22 protein-coding genes are annotated in these 16,901 nt (G+C 32.4%); 1 reads left to right on the top strand and 21 read right to left on the bottom strand.

Features of this window, described 5'->3' with window-relative positions:
- Positions 1-26 precede the first annotated feature (26 nt).
- From BG262_RS09770 to BG262_RS09785, 4 genes are read right to left on the bottom strand one after another with little or no spacing between them, the layout of a single operon-like run.
- Positions 27-584, bottom strand: a complete 558-nt coding sequence (locus tag BG262_RS09770; RefSeq protein WP_070788715.1) for a DUF3278 domain-containing protein — start codon at positions 582-584, stop codon at positions 27-29.
- A 26-nt stretch (positions 585-610) separates the two neighbouring features.
- Complete coding sequence (locus BG262_RS09775) at positions 611-1,132, bottom strand: DUF3278 domain-containing protein (protein ID WP_070788716.1); 522 nt, start codon at positions 1,130-1,132, stop codon at positions 611-613.
- Between the two features lie 23 nt (positions 1,133-1,155).
- Positions 1,156-1,716 (bottom strand): DUF3278 domain-containing protein, encoded by a 561-nt coding sequence (locus BG262_RS09780; RefSeq protein WP_070788717.1) that lies wholly within the window; start codon positions 1,714-1,716, stop codon positions 1,156-1,158.
- 1 nt (position 1,717) lies between these two features.
- The gene (locus BG262_RS09785) at positions 1,718-1,921 is read right to left on the bottom strand and encodes a helix-turn-helix transcriptional regulator (protein WP_070788718.1); all 204 of its coding nucleotides are present in this window, start codon (positions 1,919-1,921) and stop codon (positions 1,718-1,720) included.
- A gap of 165 nt (positions 1,922-2,086) precedes the next feature.
- On the opposite strand from BG262_RS09785, the gene BG262_RS09790 reads away from it, so the two are divergent.
- A complete protein-coding gene (locus BG262_RS09790) occupies positions 2,087-3,151 on the top strand; it encodes an endonuclease/exonuclease/phosphatase family protein (protein ID WP_070788719.1) in 1,065 nt (354 codons plus the stop codon).
- A gap of 39 nt (positions 3,152-3,190) precedes the next feature.
- Here BG262_RS09790 and BG262_RS09795 read toward each other — a convergent pair whose 3' ends face one another.
- The 17 genes from BG262_RS09795 to BG262_RS09865 form a co-directional block, all read right to left on the bottom strand.
- The gene (locus BG262_RS09795; protein ID WP_083312977.1) at positions 3,191-4,120 is read right to left on the bottom strand and encodes a DUF4767 domain-containing protein; all 930 of its coding nucleotides are present in this window, start codon (positions 4,118-4,120) and stop codon (positions 3,191-3,193) included.
- A gap of 113 nt (positions 4,121-4,233) precedes the next feature.
- The gene (gene rplS, locus BG262_RS09800; RefSeq protein ID WP_070788721.1) at positions 4,234-4,581 is read right to left on the bottom strand and encodes a 50S ribosomal protein L19; all 348 of its coding nucleotides are present in this window, start codon (positions 4,579-4,581) and stop codon (positions 4,234-4,236) included.
- Between the two features lie 148 nt (positions 4,582-4,729).
- Positions 4,730-5,158 carry an N-acetyltransferase gene (locus BG262_RS09805; RefSeq protein ID WP_070788722.1) on the bottom strand — a complete coding sequence of 143 codons (429 nt, stop codon included), beginning with the start codon at positions 5,156-5,158 and terminating at the stop codon, positions 4,730-4,732.
- A 49-nt stretch (positions 5,159-5,207) separates the two neighbouring features.
- Entirely contained in the window at positions 5,208-5,972 is a 765-nt protein-coding gene (gene trpA / locus BG262_RS09810; protein ID WP_070788723.1) for a tryptophan synthase subunit alpha, read from the bottom strand.
- Between the two features lies 1 nt (position 5,973).
- A complete protein-coding gene (gene trpB / locus BG262_RS09815) occupies positions 5,974-7,176 on the bottom strand; it encodes a tryptophan synthase subunit beta (protein WP_070788724.1) in 1,203 nt (400 codons plus the stop codon).
- On the bottom strand, positions 7,163-7,759 hold the full coding sequence (locus BG262_RS09820) for a phosphoribosylanthranilate isomerase (RefSeq protein WP_070788725.1): 597 nt from the start codon (positions 7,757-7,759) through the stop codon (positions 7,163-7,165). The genes trpB and BG262_RS09820 overlap by 14 nt, the downstream gene beginning before the upstream one ends.
- Positions 7,749-8,522: an indole-3-glycerol phosphate synthase TrpC gene (gene trpC / locus BG262_RS09825; RefSeq protein ID WP_070788726.1), complete on the bottom strand. Its 774-nt coding sequence runs from the start codon at positions 8,520-8,522 to the stop codon at positions 7,749-7,751. The genes BG262_RS09820 and trpC overlap by 11 nt, the downstream gene beginning before the upstream one ends.
- Entirely contained in the window at positions 8,519-9,523 is a 1,005-nt protein-coding gene (gene trpD / locus BG262_RS09830; RefSeq protein ID WP_070788803.1) for an anthranilate phosphoribosyltransferase, read from the bottom strand. The genes trpC and trpD overlap by 4 nt, the downstream gene beginning before the upstream one ends.
- 1 nt (position 9,524) lies before the next feature.
- Positions 9,525-10,109 (bottom strand): aminodeoxychorismate/anthranilate synthase component II, encoded by a 585-nt coding sequence (locus BG262_RS09835; protein ID WP_070788727.1) that lies wholly within the window; start codon positions 10,107-10,109, stop codon positions 9,525-9,527.
- 1 nt (position 10,110) lies between these two features.
- Entirely contained in the window at positions 10,111-11,484 is a 1,374-nt protein-coding gene (trpE, locus tag BG262_RS09840) for an anthranilate synthase component I (RefSeq protein ID WP_070788728.1), read from the bottom strand.
- Positions 11,485-12,102: 618 nt separating this feature from the next.
- A complete protein-coding gene (locus tag BG262_RS10800) occupies positions 12,103-12,261 on the bottom strand; it encodes a hypothetical protein (RefSeq protein WP_158006673.1) in 159 nt (52 codons plus the stop codon).
- A 168-nt stretch (positions 12,262-12,429) separates the two neighbouring features.
- Positions 12,430-13,629: an ABC transporter permease gene (locus BG262_RS09845; RefSeq protein WP_070788729.1), complete on the bottom strand. Its 1,200-nt coding sequence runs from the start codon at positions 13,627-13,629 to the stop codon at positions 12,430-12,432.
- Positions 13,626-14,312 carry an ABC transporter ATP-binding protein gene (locus BG262_RS09850; RefSeq protein WP_070788730.1) on the bottom strand — a complete coding sequence of 229 codons (687 nt, stop codon included), beginning with the start codon at positions 14,310-14,312 and terminating at the stop codon, positions 13,626-13,628. Before BG262_RS09850 ends, BG262_RS09845 begins: the two co-directional genes overlap by 4 nt.
- On the bottom strand, positions 14,309-15,490 hold the full coding sequence (locus BG262_RS09855) for an efflux RND transporter periplasmic adaptor subunit (protein WP_070788731.1): 1,182 nt from the start codon (positions 15,488-15,490) through the stop codon (positions 14,309-14,311). Before BG262_RS09855 ends, BG262_RS09850 begins: the two co-directional genes overlap by 4 nt.
- Positions 15,491-15,493: 3 nt before the next feature.
- On the bottom strand, positions 15,494-15,961 hold the full coding sequence (locus BG262_RS09860; RefSeq protein WP_070788732.1) for a hypothetical protein: 468 nt from the start codon (positions 15,959-15,961) through the stop codon (positions 15,494-15,496).
- 110 nt (positions 15,962-16,071) lie between these two features.
- Positions 16,072-16,215 (bottom strand): hypothetical protein, encoded by a 144-nt coding sequence (locus BG262_RS10805; protein ID WP_158006674.1) that lies wholly within the window; start codon positions 16,213-16,215, stop codon positions 16,072-16,074.
- A 21-nt stretch (positions 16,216-16,236) separates the two neighbouring features.
- Complete coding sequence (locus BG262_RS09865) at positions 16,237-16,899, bottom strand: ABC-2 transporter permease (protein WP_070788733.1); 663 nt, start codon at positions 16,897-16,899, stop codon at positions 16,237-16,239.
- Between the last annotated feature and the right edge of the window lie 2 nt (positions 16,900-16,901).

Consider the following 16,901-nt stretch of genomic DNA (forward strand, 5'->3'; position numbering starts at 1 on the left):
GAAAAAAGATAAGCTATCAACTTATCTTAATCTTCTTCCTCCATGGCAACTGTACGAGCAATGTTTTGTTTGATTAGTTTAATTTTCTTACGACGATCACCAAAATAATATCCAATAGATACTGCTACAGGAGATAGTATATTACTCAAATTAAAGTCAAAAAATGATTTTTTAAAAGTTATGATATTCATAATTCCGACAAGAATAATGAAAAAAATAAAATAATATATAGAAAATTTAAGGGAAGTAAGTTTTGCTTTTTTTTCATACTCCTCAAACTGATTTGGCTCTATAGTAATAAAATTTAATCTCGCTTTTTCAACAGCATGAGATACGTAATATTCTATTCCACCTACATAAATTGTCATGTTTAATAAAATTAGTAATTGAACCAAATTTCCATTAATTCTTGGATAAAAAATCACTAACAATACATTAGATATTACAATGTAAGCACTTGAAAAAATCAAAGTATTATTACCTATTCGATTAATTTCCTTTTCTGTATATTCGTCAATTGGTCCTTCAATCTTATAAAATTTTCTTATTATCTTTAACCATAAGTTATCTTTTACTTCATTCATAACAACATCTCCTTTTGAAAATATAATTAATCAATATTTACTTCCTCAAACGACTTTCTCATAATATTGAGTCTTACAAGATACATGTTTGTTCCAGCTACAAATGACCAAAGTATTGAACCAATGATGTCTTTAGTATTCAGGCTTTTTTCAATAAGAAATGTAAGCATACATAAGAAAATAAATAAAATTATCGCAGCTATGAAACTTTTTTTTACATCTTTTTTTATCATTTTGTTAGATACAATCTGATTAACTCCAGCATTATAAGCCATTAGTTTTGTTATTTGTGTTGATGTATAAATAGCTAATAAAAATATTCCAAAGACTAGCGAAATTAAGGCAATAGATAGAAAAACTTTTCTGTCTAAAAAGAACCAAGCTAATAGTAATATTATAAAATCAATGGCTAAATACGCGGTAGATAATAGAAAGTCAACTTTTCCAATTTGATTTATTTCTTCCACAGTATATTTACTGGTTGGCTCCTTTATTTTATATATTTTTTTAACATTTTTTATCCAAAATGTTTCTTTTTCCTTCCCCATAATACGCTCCCTTTGATATTAAATTAATCTTCTTCCATTAATTCAGTTTCTCTGATTGATTTTTTAACACTGCTTCGTCTAAGTAAATACATTAATATTCCCCAAATAATTCCAAAAAATATTGTAGGAATAATGTTCTTTAAACTAAATACTTTAGACCAACCTCCTTCATCAAATCCAATAGCTGTAAAAAATATATCCGTTAAGAGAAGAAAAGAGGTAAAAACAATTGAGGAAAAGAAAATATTTTTTCTTGAACTCCTCATAACACTTTTATAATCTTTTTCTTGAAAAGCAAAGCCAACTTTATATTTGTTCATCAAGTATGGTATAAAGGTACCAATTATAATTATATAAACAAGAGAATAAATAATTATTGCAACTGGAAAATTTTCATAATCTAGATAATACCAAGCTATTAATAGAAGTGGGACACTTATAAAAATATAAATTTCAGAGATAATGAATCCAAAGTTTCCAATCCTATTTATAGATTTCTCAATATATTCATCTATTGGGCCTTCAATTCCATAAAATTTCCTAACAAGCTTAACCCATAATGTTTCACTATTATCTTTTTTCATCTTAGTCTACCTCATTCCTACTATCCCAAAATAGAGTATTAAGATCCGTTTCAAGAATTTCTGCAATTCTGATACACAAATCTAAAGACGGATTGTATTTGTCATTTTCAATCATATTGATAGTTTGCCTGGCTACTCCAGCTTCCTTGGCCAAAACTTGCTGGGATATTTTCAGGTTTTTTCGATACTCACGCACCTTATTCATTTTTAAACCTCTTTATTATATTTCTGGAAATGTCATATATATATGACTTAATTAAATATTATCATTATTTTATTTTTTGTCAACTATATATGACAAAATTAGAACATTTTTCATTTACTTACTTTTTTCATATCTATGATAAAATATAAAAATAGGAGAACTTAGATGACATTACTTTATACATTACTTGCAATTATTGCTTTTATACTACTTATTTTCATTGTTTACATTGCTTATCTTTTCATTTCATATAAGCGACTTCCAGATAAACAGAATCTCAAAAGCGAGATACGAAACACTACTAAATTAAAAATAGATACAAGCTACCGAGCACTAACCTTCAATATAGGTTACGGTGCATATTCCGCAGATTATAGCTTCTTTATGGAAGGTGGAGAAAGTTCTAGAGCATATAGCCCCGAGGCTGTGAAAGAAAATATAAATGGACAACTGCAAGAAATTGAAAGTGTTAATCCTGATTTAATTTTCTTACAAGAAGTTGACATAAAAGGACATCGTTCAAAAATGGTCAATGAAGTTCAATTTTTCAATGATAATCTACCCGACTATTCAAGCGTTTTTTCACAAAACTATAATTCAGCTTACTTGTTTTACCCATTCACTAAACCAATAGGAAGTGCCAAATCCGGTATCTTAACCCTAGCAAAAGCAAAACTTGAAGACTCTGTTAGATATTCACTGCCTATTGATACTGATTTCAATAAATTAATGGACTTGGATAGATGTTTCTCAGCTTCAAAAATTCCCTTAGAAAATGGGAAATATCTGCAAATTCTCAATACTCATGTATCAGCTTACAGCAAAAACGCAGAAGTAAAAATGGAACAATTTGCAAAGTTATTCAACTTTATTGATAAAAGCTATCAAGATGGTAATTATGTTATTGTAGGTGGAGATTTCAATCATGATATTATTGGAAATAGCCCACAACTATTTAATGGTACAGATAAACGCGAACAATGGGAACAACCATTCCCATTTGAAAATATACCTGAAGGATTTACACTTTTTGTTAATGGACTTGCTGAAGCAATGATTCCCACAGCACGAAGCCTGAATATTCCTTATCAAAAAAGTGAAAGCAAATTAATGATAATAGATGGATTCCTTGTTTCTAATAATATTAAAGTTGGATCAATCCACGCTATGGATTTGGAATTTGCGCATTCTGATCATAATCCTGTATATATGGATTTTAAATTAATATAGACAAAAACGATTCAGTTATTGCAACTGAATCGTTTTATATTAACTATTTAATGCTAAAAATTCATTTATTAAATCTTGATTTTCTGTAAACTTGAAATGAATTCTTCCATCTGGCATTCCTTGATTTTGACCAGTGACTAAGACAACTGGTTGACCATTTTGATAACAAAACAGATATAACCATCCAGAATTTTTTGCTCCACTAATGTATCTATAAGTTGCTACTACAACATAGTCAGCATTGCCAGTACCGTCAGACGAAAATACCATACTCACAGGTTGATCATTAACAGAAAAGCCAACTACTCCAATATCACTTGGTAAAGAAAGACCAAAGAAATTTATATCCTGTCCGACTTTTCCTTGAAGGTATGGTTGTTGATTCATACTTGCACTCCAGTTTTGCATGAAACTTGCTAACTCCGTATCTTTTTGATTGTTCCATAAAGTAGACTTAGGTGTGCTTTCTTTTGATTCTGCTTTTGACTCCTCTGGAGTCTCTTTTTTTGTTTCTGAATTAGTAACTGGTGTTGAAGAAGTTGATGCATCAGCAGTACTTTCTTTACTCTTATCTTTTTCACTACTGTTACTTACTGAAACTTTTTTGACTTTTAACTTCACTTCTTCAGCATAATCAAATTTAGATTCAGATGAAGAAAATTTACTTCCTGGCTCTGGTTGCTGATCGATAACCTTATAATTCTCCATATTCTTTTGGGTTATAGCTGTACCATCTTCATTTTCAATAATAAATTTAACCTTGACTTCTCCTTTTGAGCTTTTATATGTTTCTTCAGCTTCACCACTATCTGAAATAGTTATATAGGAGTTTTTCAAGTTTACTCCTTTATAGTCCTTTAAGGTGTACTCATCACTCTTTGCCTTAGTATCATCCTTTCCCTTACAACCAGTAAATATCATCATGCAAAACAACATTACCAAACTTAAAACAGCTACTTTCCTTTTCATGTATTACTATCCTTTGCCCTTTAATATTCTAAATAAATTATATCATAATTGTTTGTCATTAATAATATACAAAAAAACTCCCTTTCGGGAGTTTCCATCTATCGTAAGATATCTTAACGACGGATTTCTTTAATACGAGCTGCTTTACCTTGTAATGCACGCAAGTAGTAAAGTTTAGCACGACGTACTTTACCGTAACGTACTACTTCAATTTTGTCTACACGTGGAGTGTGTAATGGGAATGTACGTTCCACACCAACACCGTTTGAAATTTTACGAACTGTATAAGTTTCGCTGATTCCAGCACCACGACGTTTAATTACAACACCTTCAAATAACTGAATACGTTCGCGAGTTCCTTCGACAACTTTCGCGTGAACACGTACAGTGTCACCAGGACGGAAAGCAGGGATGTCGCTACGTAATTGACCTTCTGTTAAAGCTTCGATTAATGGATTCATTTTTTCTATTCTCCTTCTCGATAATCTTATAATTCTATTTTTACAGCGGATTACCTGTGATATTTTTATATGTCCATCACATACCTGTCTACTATATCAAAATGATATTTCAATGTCAAGACACTTACAATCATTCCTTCTAATGAATTTACATATCCCAAGACATGGTAAACTCTTTTTCATTATTATCTTCATCAATATTTTCAGACTCTATAACAAAACCTGCCTTTTTATAGAAATCTATCGCTGAAGTATTTTTTTCATAGACACTGAGTTTTAAGCTAGGTTTTATTTCTTTAATATAATCAAGTAATTGACTTCCTATACCTTTAGCTTGATAGTCATTTCTTACAAAGATTCCAGCAATATAGTTATCTGTTAGCCCTACAAAGCCAACTATCACTCCATCAGTTTCTTCTTCAAAAACATAAACCTCTGCCTGCGGTAAAATTTCCTTTACCATTTCAAAATTATTTTTCCAATAATCTTCTGGAATAAAATCATGTGCTGAAATATTTGTATCAAGCCAGAGCTTCATAATATCAGTCAAATCATTTTCTTCAAATTTTCTTATCATAGTCAAACCTCCCATTCAAGAAATAATTATAGCATGATTTTTCTTTCAATTATTTAACATCCACTGCCTTAGAAATAAAGTCAGCTACTTCTTCTGTGTCTCCTTCATAAAGTTTTTCTACTATATAAGAACCCACAATTACACCATCTGATACCTTATCAAAACGTTTTACATCTTCAAGAGTAGAAACACCAAATCCTGTAACTACTGGGATTGGAGAAAGCGCCTTAAGGTCTGCTAAATGCTTATCTAAGCTATCTTCATAAGAGTTTTTGCTTCCGGTAACACCATTTATTGACACTGCATAGATGAAACCTTCAGCATCCTTGACCAACTGTTCCTGACGCGTCTTATCAGTCGATAGAGAGACCAGTCTGACAAAAGCGATATCGGAAGTATCCACGTATTTGCTAACGAAATCCTCATGTTCATAAGGAAGATCTGGAATTATCACTCCCTTAACGGCTGTTCCTTTCAAGGCTTCAAAAAAGTTTTCAATACCGTACTGGTAGATTGGATTGAAGTAAGACATGATAACAAGAGGTGTGTCAGTTTCAATGCTTTTTAACTTATCAATAATCTTGCTTAAGCTTGTGCCATGTGCCAAACTCCTAAGTCCTGCCAACTCAATTACTGGACCGTCTGCGACTGGGTCAGAAAAAGGAACTCCAATCTCAATTGCTGAAACTCCAAGATCCGAGAGAAATTTGACTGTTTCTTCTAATCCATCAAGCCCATTTTGATGGTCCCCAGCCATAATGTAAGGAATGAACACTTTATTTTTTTCAGATAATTTTTTTGTCAAAGTTTTCATATTAATTTTCACCTTTCTCTGCTAGTATCTTACGAACTTGATCAACGTCCTTATCACCACGACCAGATAAGTTAACGATCATAGTAGCATCGGGACCTAATTCTTTTGCTAGTTTGATAGCATACGCCACAGCATGTGAACTTTCAAGTGCTGGAATAATACCTTCTTTTTGACTTAATAAGACAAAGGCTTCCAAGGCTTCTTTATCAGTAGCACTTTCATATTTAGCACGACCAGTTTCATTAAAGTGACAATGTTCAGGTCCTAAACCAGGATAATCAAGACCTGCAGAAATTGAATATGCTTCTATAATTTGTCCATTTTCATCCTGTAAAATATCCATAAGTGTACCGTGAAGAACACCTGGTTTACCTTTAGTGATTGTTGCAGCGTGTTCATTTGTATCAAGCCCAAGACCTGCAGCTTCAACCCCGTAAAATGCAACTTCTTCATCATCTACAAAAGGATAGAATAGACCAATTGCATTACTTCCGCCACCTACACAAGCAACAAGAGCATCTGGTAATTTACCTTCAGCTTCTAAAATTTGTTTTCTTGCTTCACGACCAATAACAGATTGGTAATCACGCACAATTTCAGGATATGGATGTGGTCCAAGAGCACTTCCAATTACATAATGAGTGTCTTCAACCTGAGTAGCCCACGCGCGTAGGGCTGCATTTACCGCGTCTTTTAACACGCTTGATCCATCAGTAACTGATACAACTTTTCCACCAAGAAGCTCAATTCTAAATACATTAAGAGCTTGACGTTTTACATCTTCTGCTCCCATATAAATAGTACATTCCATCCCGAACAAAGCTGCTGCTGTCGCTGTCGCAACTCCGTGTTGCCCAGCTCCCGTTTCAGCAATAATCTTATTTTTACCCATTTTTTTAGCCAGTAAAACTTGACCTAAAGCATTGTTAATCTTATGAGCACCTGTGTGGTTAAGATCTTCACGCTTCAAATAAATCTTAGCACCACCAGCATATTCAGTAAGGTTCTTAGCATAATAAAGAGGATTTTCTCGTCCAACATAGTTTTTCAAAAGATTATCAAATTCCTTTTGAAATTCCGGATCATTCTTGCTTTCTTCATAGGTCTCTTGAAGCTCCTTGACGGCTGCCATCAAAGATTCAGGAATAAATTGTCCCCCAAATTCTCCGTAAAAGCCTTTTGCATCTGGATTAGAATACGTCATAATTTTTTGTCCTTTCTATAAAGGATTTAATCTTAGCTAAATCCTTGACTCCGTCAGTTTCAATACCGCTCGAAACATCAACTCCTAAAATTTTGTCACCAAATAATTCCATCGCCTGCACCACATTCTCTGGATTAAGACCTCCTGCTAAAATAAATTTTGCTTCAATCTGTTCAAGGGGAAGACTGTTCCAATCAAATTTTTGTCCACTTCCACCAACTGAACTATCAAGAAGTATTGTCATATCTTTAAGGTCATAATAATATATTTTCTTATAATCATCAAATGATTTAATAACTGGTTTGATAATTTTTCTTATATAGTCTATATCCTCTTGACCATGAAGTTGAACAATATCTAAATATGTCTCACTTGCAATAGCATTTACAAAATCAATATCTTCATTTACGAACACACCAACTTTTTTTACATTACTTGGAACATCTTTGGTAATTTCAATCAATTGCTTAGGAGTTATTTGTCTTTTTGACTCACTAAGGATAAATCCTAGATGAGTTGCCCCACTAGCAACTGCACAATCAACAGCCTCTTTAGTTCTTAATCCGCAAGTTTTAATAATCATTGCGTTCCACCCTAAGTGATTTGATAGCCTCTTCCACATTAGAAGATCTCATCAATGATTCACCAACAAGAATTCCATTGACATAGGGAGCTACAAATTCAGCATCACCCTCTTCTTTAATTCCTGATTCCGAGATATAAAAGCGATCTTCTTGAAAAATTTTCGAAAGTTTCCGAGTTATATCAAGAGTTACTTCAAATGTTTTGAGGTTGCGATTGTTAATACCTATCAACTTTGCTCCAAGTTTGTGAGCCTGTTCTAACTCTTTTTCATTGTGAGTCTCCACTAAAACTTCAAGACCAAGACCAGTAGCATAATCATACAATTCCTTTAATTTTTCATAATCTAAGGCTGCTACAATCAGTAGAATCACCGTTGCACCGTTATTGACTGCCCTGTTAATCTGCTTCTTGTCAATGATGAAATCTTTGTTGAGAGTTGGGATTTTAACCTTACTTGAAATTTCCCTTAAATACTCAATGTCTCCCTTAAAATATACTTGATCAGTTAGGACTGAAATTGCCATAGCTCCTGAATCTTCATATGATTTAGACTGAGCCACAATATCAACATCAGTATTTATATCTCCCAAAGATGGGCTTGCCTTCTTAACCTCAGCAATAACTTGAAGCTCCTGTGAATTTTTTGACAAATAATCAACAATTTTGTAGGTCTCTCTTAACTTACCAGGCTTTTCATCTGGCATTTCAGCAACTTCTTTCCTTTTTTCCGTCAAAATCTTATCTAAAAAATCCATACTCACCTCTGATATTCCTGTAAAAGTTCAAGTTTTTCAAGTGCTTTCCCCGACTTAATCAAATCACGCGCCATATCACATCCCTCTTCAATTGAGTCCACCTTACCATTTGCATAGAAACCCAATCCTGCATTTAAAACAGTAGTCTCTAGATATGCTGAATCCTCTCCATGCAATACTCCCAAGAGAATTTCTGCATTCTCCTTAGCATCTCCTCCGCGAATATCATCAGGATTTATTTCTTTAAGTCCAATATCACTGGCTGAAAATTCTTTTACCGAAATCCTTCCCTTGTCTAAAAAAGCATATTTATTTACTCCAAATAGACTAGCTTCATCCATACCATTTGCTCCACTTATTACCAAGGCACGTTTACGACCTAACTTATTAAGAACTTGAGCAGTTTGTTCAAGCATCTCTGGTTTACTAGTTCCGAGTAACTGGCTTTCTAAATTAACTGGATTAATTAATGGTCCGATTAAATTCATAATAGTTGGTATACCAAGTTCAAGCCTAGCAGGCATAACTTCCTTCATCTTGGGATGTAGATTCTGAGCAAAGAGAAATACAATCCCTATTTCCTCTAAAACTTGAGCTAATTTTTCAGCAGGAAGTGAGAGATTAATACCTAATTCTTCTAGGACATCAGCCGAGCCAGACTTACTAGAAATACTACGATTACCATGTTTTGCTACATTGATTCCACCAGCTGACAGTACAAAGGCTGTTGTAGTTGAAATATTAAATGATTGACTTCCGTCTCCACCAGTTCCACAATTATCCATTGCATCTGTGACATTTGTTGGAACAAAGACTGTCTTATCAGCCATTGTTTTTGCAAGACCAGTTACCTCATCAACAGTTTCACCTTTCATCTTAAGAGCTGTTAGAAAGGCAATTATCTGTCCTTGGCTATATAGTCCTGAAAAAATATTTTCAGCTACTTCTTCCATTTCCTCAACAGTTAGATTTTCAAATCTTGAAATTTTATCTAAATATACTTTCATATCAGTTACTTGATTCATTTACAACCTCCAAAAAATTATCTATCATTGCTTTTCCATCTGGTGTTCCAATACTTTCAGGATGGAATTGCAGTCCATATATCTTAAGTTTCTCATTTTCAATTGCCATAATTTCATCATCATCAGTAGCAAATCCTGTGATTTCAAAATTATCCAATTTTGACTTTTCATCCATAACGATTGAATGATAACGCATTACTTCAACTTCAGAAGAAAGTCCCTTAAAAATTTTATTGTTTTGGTCTTGCTTCATTTGAGATTTTTTCCCATGCATTACTTGTTTGGCAAGTCTTAACTTTCCTCCAAATACTTCAACTATTGCTTGAAAACCTAAGCAAATTCCAAGGATTGGTTTCTTCCCTGCATAATATTCAATCATCTTTTCCATCTGCCCCGCATCTTTTGGCCATCCTGGACCTGGTGAAAATATTAAGGCATCAGCCTTGTATGCAAGCTCGTAAATTTTTTGATGGTCGTTTCTTAGCACGTGAACCTCATCATGCTTATCCCCGACATACTGGGCTAGATTGTGAGTGAAAGAATCGTAATTATCAATTATTAAAATCATATCAGTCTCCTAGATTCATAAATAAACGGGCTTTGTTAAGGCATTCTTGGTACTCTGATTGTGGGTCGCTATCATATACGATACCAGCTCCCGCTTGAACGTAAGCTTTGGAATTTTTCACTAGCATGGTGCGGATGGTAATTGCAAAATCACAAGTATCATTGTGTGTTATATAGCCAACTGCTCCTCCGTAAAAGCCACGCTTAACTTTTTCAAATTCGTAAATTCTTTGGTAGGCTCTGTGCTTAGGTGCCCCGCATAAAGTTCCGGCCGGCAAGGTAGCCAGCAAAGCATCAACACTGGTTAATCCCTTTCTCAATCTACCTTCAACGATTGAAACAAGGTGCATCACATATCTGTATCTCTCAACCTTCATGAAAAGTGGTACTTCAACGCTTCCATAGTTGGAAATCTTTCCAATATCGTTTCTTCCAAGATCGACAAGCATTTGATGTTCCGATATTTCCTTTGGATCCCTGACAAGACTCTCTGCAAGTTCAATGTCTTCCAACTCGTTTGCCCCTCTTTTCCTTGTACCAGCTATTGGATTTGTTGAAACAATACCATCTCTTACTGCTACCAAGCGTTCAGGTGATGAACCGATAATCTGAAATTCCTCAAAGTCTAAATAATAAAGATAGCTCGATGGGTTTTCAACTCTTAAGCGCCTATAGTAGTCAAAAGGATTTTGTCTTATATCTGCCTCAAAACGTTGACTAAGAACTATCTGAAACATATCTCCCTGCCTGATTAATTCACGAGCTTTAGCAACTGATTCAATAAATTCATCTTTTTCATTCATACTTGAAAAATATAATTTTTCAAGCTTATTGTCTTCAAATTCATTAGATGCAATTTTATTAAGTTGCGCCAAATCTTTTTTGATTTGATTCTCTAAATCTTCCTTACCTCTGCCAGAATATATATTGTCTTCAACAATTGTTACAAGCTCTTCTTTGTGGTCATATATAAAATATGATTCAAATAGCATGAAGTAAAAATCAGGTATATCAATATTGTCACTTAAATCAATTTGTAAGTCCTCGTAGAAACCATACATATCAAAACTCACATATCCAATAGCTCCTGATTGAAAAGGAAAATCTAAGTTTGACTCTTTATCATACTTTGAAGCAGTCACAATATTTTCCAGATATTTGAATGGATCATCTGTTTTGATTTCCTCATCGTCATGATGTAAAATTCCATCTTGAAATTTAATATGACTTACTGGATTAAAAGCAATTATTGAATATCTAGACTGACTACTATCTCTTGGAATACTCTCTAGAATTACCTTATTCTTCCCCATGAGTCTCAGGTAAATACTGATTGGTGTTAGTGAATCTGCTTTGATTACTTTTTTAATTAACATAAGTTCCCCCATATAGTTGTTTGAAATAGAATAATAAGGGAAGATGAGTTGGAATATAATATCGAATAGCTATAAATACAAAAAAGCCCACAGGCAATATACATTACCTGTGGGCGTATTATTAATCATAATTACGCGGTACCACCACATTTAGAATCATTTTATTGATATGTCAAAATAAGCCTAGATTTATACATACTGTCAAAAACCATTTTTTCTCAAGTATACAAAATCAATTAACTCCAATGACTAAATCTTTTAATTTACAATAGGTTCTTGTAAATTACGATTCCATCTCTCATCCTCCAACAAGGACTTGTCAGATATCGGTGACCACCGTGGTTCTCATTGTTTCAAACCAATATATACAATAGCAGATCTAAAATAAAATCCAACTATCAAACAAAGCCCATTCACTTTTTTCCCACCATCGACTCACACTAACCGTCGACTCCCTGAAGATATTCTAAAAGTTACTCTTCTTTGTTTCTTATTGTTGATAATAATATATTATTTTAAATTAAGTGTCAAGTACTTTTTTAAATTTTCTAAATATTATCTATTCATAAATAATTTATTTTATAGCATTTACTTATAATATATAAGCTCATTCATAAATTATTTATGTTCTCTTTCTAATCTTTTCTCTTTTTTCTCTTCTTTTTTATGAGCTACTTTTTCCTCAGCTCTATCGATTTCTTTTTCTTCCTTTTTCTTTTCTCTACTTTTCTCAAATGAATATCTGTTTTCTTTAAGACCGTCTCTCTCTGTAGCCATAATTTATATTCCTTTCTTTATAGTGGAATGATTTATATAAAAGATCCCATATGTTCTAATCCGATTATGAGTACATTGTAGCAAAATAGGTAAATATATAAAAATATTTACCTATATTTTTTTCAATTTTAAATTTCTTTATTGTCTGCAAACTTATATATTAAAAATCTATCTTAATATATCAATTAAGTCTTTCTTAGATGCTTCAGATGCTGGCATCACTGAGAATACTAGACCGATAAAAGTTGAGACTCCGACTGCTATCGAAATAGTAAACAAATCTACAGAAATAGGTATCTTCATTATCTTACCTGCAATTGATGCAATACCAATTCCAATCAAATACCCAATAAAACCTCCTGTTAAAGTTAATATTAAGCCTTCAATTAAAAATTGAAGCATAATTGATTTTCTGGTTGCTCCTAAAGCTCTACGAATACCAATTTCTTTGGTTCTTTCTGAAACAGAGATATACATCATATTCATAACACCAACACCTGCAATTACTAAAGAGATACCTGCAACGGCTGTTATAAACATAGTGATAGTACTAAAGATTTTACTTAATCCTTCTGTTAAAAGCTTAGTATCATATACTTCATACTTCCCTACATCACGCATACTACCTTTTTCTTTTAACTCTTTTACTGCTTCAGTCGTTACAACGTCAGGTTTAGCACCTTCTTTGAGAGTTATTTTTACAGAACTTTTATCTTTATCATTTTCAAAGTATTTGTGATAGGTATTTTTAGGAATAAAGATATTGTCTTTTGCCATGACAAACATACTATCTTTTTGTGTACTTGTAGTAACACCAACTACATTGAATAATTGTCCATCAATTTCAATACCTTGTCCTAGAGCACTCTCCGCATCGCCTGCTAAATCTTCTGCTGCTGTTTTATCAATAACAGCCACCTTATTTTCACTATCATTATCAAATTCAGTCAAGTTACGACCAGCAAATAATTTTTGATCTGTTGATTTAGCAAGAGAAATTGCTTCATTTTTCTTCTCTTTTGGAAAAGAAATTTGCTTGTAGATTGCAGATTCATCTTGCTCTGCATAGTCTGCTTTTTTCACGTCATTAATTCCACTTAGTAGATTAATATCAGAATCCTTGAAAAAATCAACATTAGCTTGGTAAAGATTAGTATCACTTGGAGTAAAATTAATTGTAATTTCTACGTTCTTTGAGTCACTATTAGTTAAATTTTTTATAGTAGCCTTTTCGAAACCACGCCCAATGGCCAGTATTGCAATTACTGCTGCTATACCGATGACAATACCAAACATAGTTAAAAGACTTCTTTTTTTGTTATTTTTGACTGCCTTAAGTGCAGATTGAAAGTTAACATAAATATTCATATGATTATTACCTCTTCATCACTTTCAATGGCACCATCACGAATTTTTATTAACCTATGGCAGTATGGAACAACCTCTGGATCATGAGTTACAACTATCAAAGTTACACCCTCTTCATCATTCAATGATTTGAAAAGTGTCAAAATTTCTTCAGAAGTCCTTGTATCAAGGGCCCCTGTTGGTTCATCTGCAATAATAAATTTGGGTTTCATGATAAGTGACCTAGCAATGGCAACCCTTTGTTGTTGCCCACCTGAAAGTTGTTTAGGATATTTTTCTCCCTTGCCCTCAAGGCCTACTTTCTTCAAAGCTGCTTCAACCAACTCACTTGTTTCAGATCTCTTATAACCACCATACAATAAAGGAAGTTCAACATTTTCATAAACAGTATTATTTTCAATCAAGCTAAAATTTTGAAAGATAAAACCAACTGTTGAATTTCTGATTTTTGAAAGTTTATCATCATCAGAGGTCACGAGTGACTCTCCCTCAAATAAATATTGACCTTCAAATTTTTTATCAATAAAACCTATTAAGTTTATTAAAGTAGATTTACCTGATCCCGAAGGACCCATAATTGCAACCATTTCTCCAGCAGATATATGCAAATTAACATCCTTCAATACATGAAATACTTCATCACCTGTATTGTAATATTTATTTATATCAACTAGATCAATCATTTATTATCCGCCACTTTCACTTCTTTACCATCTTTGATTTCCTTGTCAGGCTTAACTATGATGACATCTTTTGCGTTTAATCCCTTATTTACAACATCTACATTTCCAGCTTCACTAACAGTAACAGCTTGCTTCTTAGCTTTCCCATCTTTATAAAGGAACACATAGTTTCCATCTTCTTCTTTTAAGACAGCACTTTTAGGAATTTCAAGGGTTGTAGATTTAATAGAAATTTGTACATTTGTTCCATACTGCATATTTTCTTCAGGTTGAACAGTGAATGAGTAATTTGAAACAGATGATTTATTTGCATCAGCCCCAGCTTGTCCAGATGTTTCTGGCAATTGGTTAACATTTGTTACTTTACCTTTAATTCTTTTGTCATCACTAATTGACTTAATATCAACTTCCTGATCTTTTTTAACCTTCTTAAAATCATACTCAGAGACTGTCCCATTTACAACAGTTTCAGGACTTACTAATGTTGCATAGGCAACGGTTGGATCAACCTTACCTTTTTCGTTGATGTATACAATCCCATCCGAAGGTGCTGTGACTGTAGTTGTTACTCTCTTCTGTGCACGTTCAATTGATTTACTAGCATTCGATAAATCTAAATTTGCAGAATCAAGAGCCTGTTGTGCTTGATTAACAACATCTTTTTGAGCACTTAAGGCTTGTTTACTTGCTTCTATTGAAGCTTTATCATTATCAATACGTGCATTAGCAAGCTGCGTTTCCAACTCTGTCTGCTTATTCGATGCTACATTTAAATTATCTTGAGCATTTGAAACAGCAAGGTTAAACTTATCTAAAGATTGACTTTGTTCATCTGCTTGATCTTCAGCTGTAGCATTTTGATAAGTAGCAATCACTTCTCCAGTTTTCACATTTTGACCATTTTGGACAGATATATTACTAATTTTTCCTTGACTTTGGTCAAAATTAAAATATTGCGTATCCTTAGGTTGAACAATTCCTTTTAAAATCAAAGGATCTTTTTCTTTGACAGTTAGAGTCTCATAAGAATCTTTTTCATCTTTCTTACTATTATTTGAAGAATTTGCCTTATAAACAATTACACCTATAATCAAAAGAAATGATAAAATACCTGCGATTATACTATAACGAATTTTTTGTTTTTTTGTTAATTTATTTTTCACTCTACTCTTAGACATAAATTAATCCTCTGAATCCAGTTTAAATAAATTTCTCAAAACCATAATAGGTGGTAAGAATGCACAAAAAATTCCTATAATAAGTCCCACAATAGACATTAAACCAAAATCAGAAGTTTGAGCAGTAAATTGACCATAGATTGTACTTATTACAAAAAATCCCATACTTATATAATAAGGAAACTTAGAAACTTCCTCCATATTTTTTAATTTTTTATTTGCAATAATATAGAAGACAATTAATACTATACCTACAATCAGTGATAAAATTGTTGATACTTTACTACTAATACTAGTTAATTGATTATACTGTTCTATACCTTCACTACCAAGTGATTCAAACATTTCTTTCTTCAATGTGAACATAGGTATAAGCACTATTACAGTAGCAATTTCACTCAATATTTTTAATATTAAACACACCATATTCCAAAATTTTGCCTTTTTGAAGTAAATTTCTTTTTCTTGCATAATAATTTCTCCTTTTTATTTTAAAGTAATGGCTAGGCATAACTTTTCTATATTATACATCTTTTTATGTTCTTTCGATTATAAAATTCCTAAACGGTCTTTCAACATTCCTAAACGGTAGTTTTTGTCTGTATAAAAATATTATCCCCAAGTATAATAGGAAGTAAATATAATCCATATGAAGAGAATATGCTTAAAAATCCTTTTTTTATTAAAAAACTTTCATATAAATCTTTCGCAATTACACCTTTCATAAAACTATCTCCTTACTCTTTTTAATTAAATTCTTTTTTGTTATAAAAATGTTTAGTGACTAAATATGAAATCAATAAAGCTACTAGCCCTAATACTAATGAAATAATTAATAATATTTTAATATCCATTGCTGATACATGTTTTACTGATCCTATTATTTTTTCAATTGGAAATATCATCTGTAAAATAACACTAATTATCATAATTATTCCAAGAGGAACCACTCCCCATTTTTGAAAAAACAATAAACTTGGACAACCTATTGATAATGAAAAAATTGAAAGTATCGTTGAAATAGCAACTAGTAACAATATTGCTTTCATACCCCAAATATTCATATTGATTAGAAGCAGCAAAAATAACACTATGCTATTTATAATCACAAAAACCATACTCATTAAATATTTTGCATTAACTATATCTTTTCTATCAACAGGACCAGTAATTTGATACTTTTGATAATCAAATTTTTCATCTAGCTTAGAAGTTAGTTGAACTAATAAATTTGTTAATCCAAATGGAATCAATACTGTTGATCCAAATATCTGGAACACTGGAACCATCATTGAATTAACAAAAAAAGTGGATTCAATCATTATAGATACGTAAATAAGTAGAAAATTAATTAAATTTTTTTTAATTCTAAATATCTCATATAAATCTTTTGCGATTATACCTTTCATAA

Origin of the sequence: Floricoccus penangensis (assembly GCF_001832885.1) — a bacterium.
Classification (GTDB): domain Bacteria; phylum Bacillota; class Bacilli; order Lactobacillales; family Streptococcaceae; genus Floricoccus; species Floricoccus penangensis.

Excerpts from the sequence above, each read along its gene's own strand:
- BG262_RS09770 (WP_070788715.1), bottom strand. The coding sequence starts at position 584 with ATGAATGAAGTAAAAGATAACTTATGGTTAAAGATAATAAGAAAATTT.
- BG262_RS09775 (WP_070788716.1), bottom strand. The coding sequence starts at position 1,132 with ATGGGGAAGGAAAAAGAAACATTTTGGATAAAAAATGTTAAAAAAATA.
- BG262_RS09780 (WP_070788717.1), bottom strand. The coding sequence starts at position 1,716 with ATGAAAAAAGATAATAGTGAAACATTATGGGTTAAGCTTGTTAGGAAA.
- BG262_RS09785 (WP_070788718.1), bottom strand. The coding sequence starts at position 1,921 with ATGAATAAGGTGCGTGAGTATCGAAAAAACCTGAAAATATCCCAGCAA.
- BG262_RS09790 (WP_070788719.1), top strand. The coding sequence starts at position 2,087 with ATGACATTACTTTATACATTACTTGCAATTATTGCTTTTATACTACTT.
- BG262_RS09795 (WP_083312977.1), bottom strand. The coding sequence starts at position 4,120 with ATGAAAAGGAAAGTAGCTGTTTTAAGTTTGGTAATGTTGTTTTGCATG.
- rplS (WP_070788721.1), bottom strand. The coding sequence starts at position 4,581 with ATGAATCCATTAATCGAAGCTTTAACAGAAGGTCAATTACGTAGCGAC.
- BG262_RS09805 (WP_070788722.1), bottom strand. The coding sequence starts at position 5,158 with ATGATAAGAAAATTTGAAGAAAATGATTTGACTGATATTATGAAGCTC.
- trpA (WP_070788723.1), bottom strand. The coding sequence starts at position 5,972 with ATGAAAACTTTGACAAAAAAATTATCTGAAAAAAATAAAGTGTTCATT.
- trpB (WP_070788724.1), bottom strand. The coding sequence starts at position 7,176 with ATGACGTATTCTAATCCAGATGCAAAAGGCTTTTACGGAGAATTTGGG.
- BG262_RS09820 (WP_070788725.1), bottom strand. The coding sequence starts at position 7,759 with ATGATTATTAAAACTTGCGGATTAAGAACTAAAGAGGCTGTTGATTGT.
- trpD (WP_070788803.1), bottom strand. The coding sequence starts at position 9,523 with ATGAAAGTATATTTAGATAAAATTTCAAGATTTGAAAATCTAACTGTT.
- BG262_RS09835 (WP_070788727.1), bottom strand. The coding sequence starts at position 10,109 with ATGATTTTAATAATTGATAATTACGATTCTTTCACTCACAATCTAGCC.
- trpE (WP_070788728.1), bottom strand. The coding sequence starts at position 11,484 with ATGTTAATTAAAAAAGTAATCAAAGCAGATTCACTAACACCAATCAGT.
- BG262_RS10800 (WP_158006673.1), bottom strand. The coding sequence starts at position 12,261 with ATGGCTACAGAGAGAGACGGTCTTAAAGAAAACAGATATTCATTTGAG.
- BG262_RS09845 (WP_070788729.1), bottom strand. The coding sequence starts at position 13,629 with ATGAATATTTATGTTAACTTTCAATCTGCACTTAAGGCAGTCAAAAAT.
- BG262_RS09850 (WP_070788730.1), bottom strand. The coding sequence starts at position 14,312 with ATGATTGATCTAGTTGATATAAATAAATATTACAATACAGGTGATGAA.
- BG262_RS09855 (WP_070788731.1), bottom strand. The coding sequence starts at position 15,490 with ATGTCTAAGAGTAGAGTGAAAAATAAATTAACAAAAAAACAAAAAATT.
- BG262_RS09860 (WP_070788732.1), bottom strand. The coding sequence starts at position 15,961 with ATGCAAGAAAAAGAAATTTACTTCAAAAAGGCAAAATTTTGGAATATG.
- BG262_RS10805 (WP_158006674.1), bottom strand. The coding sequence starts at position 16,215 with ATGAAAGGTGTAATTGCGAAAGATTTATATGAAAGTTTTTTAATAAAA.
- BG262_RS09865 (WP_070788733.1), bottom strand. The coding sequence starts at position 16,899 with ATGAAAGGTATAATCGCAAAAGATTTATATGAGATATTTAGAATTAAA.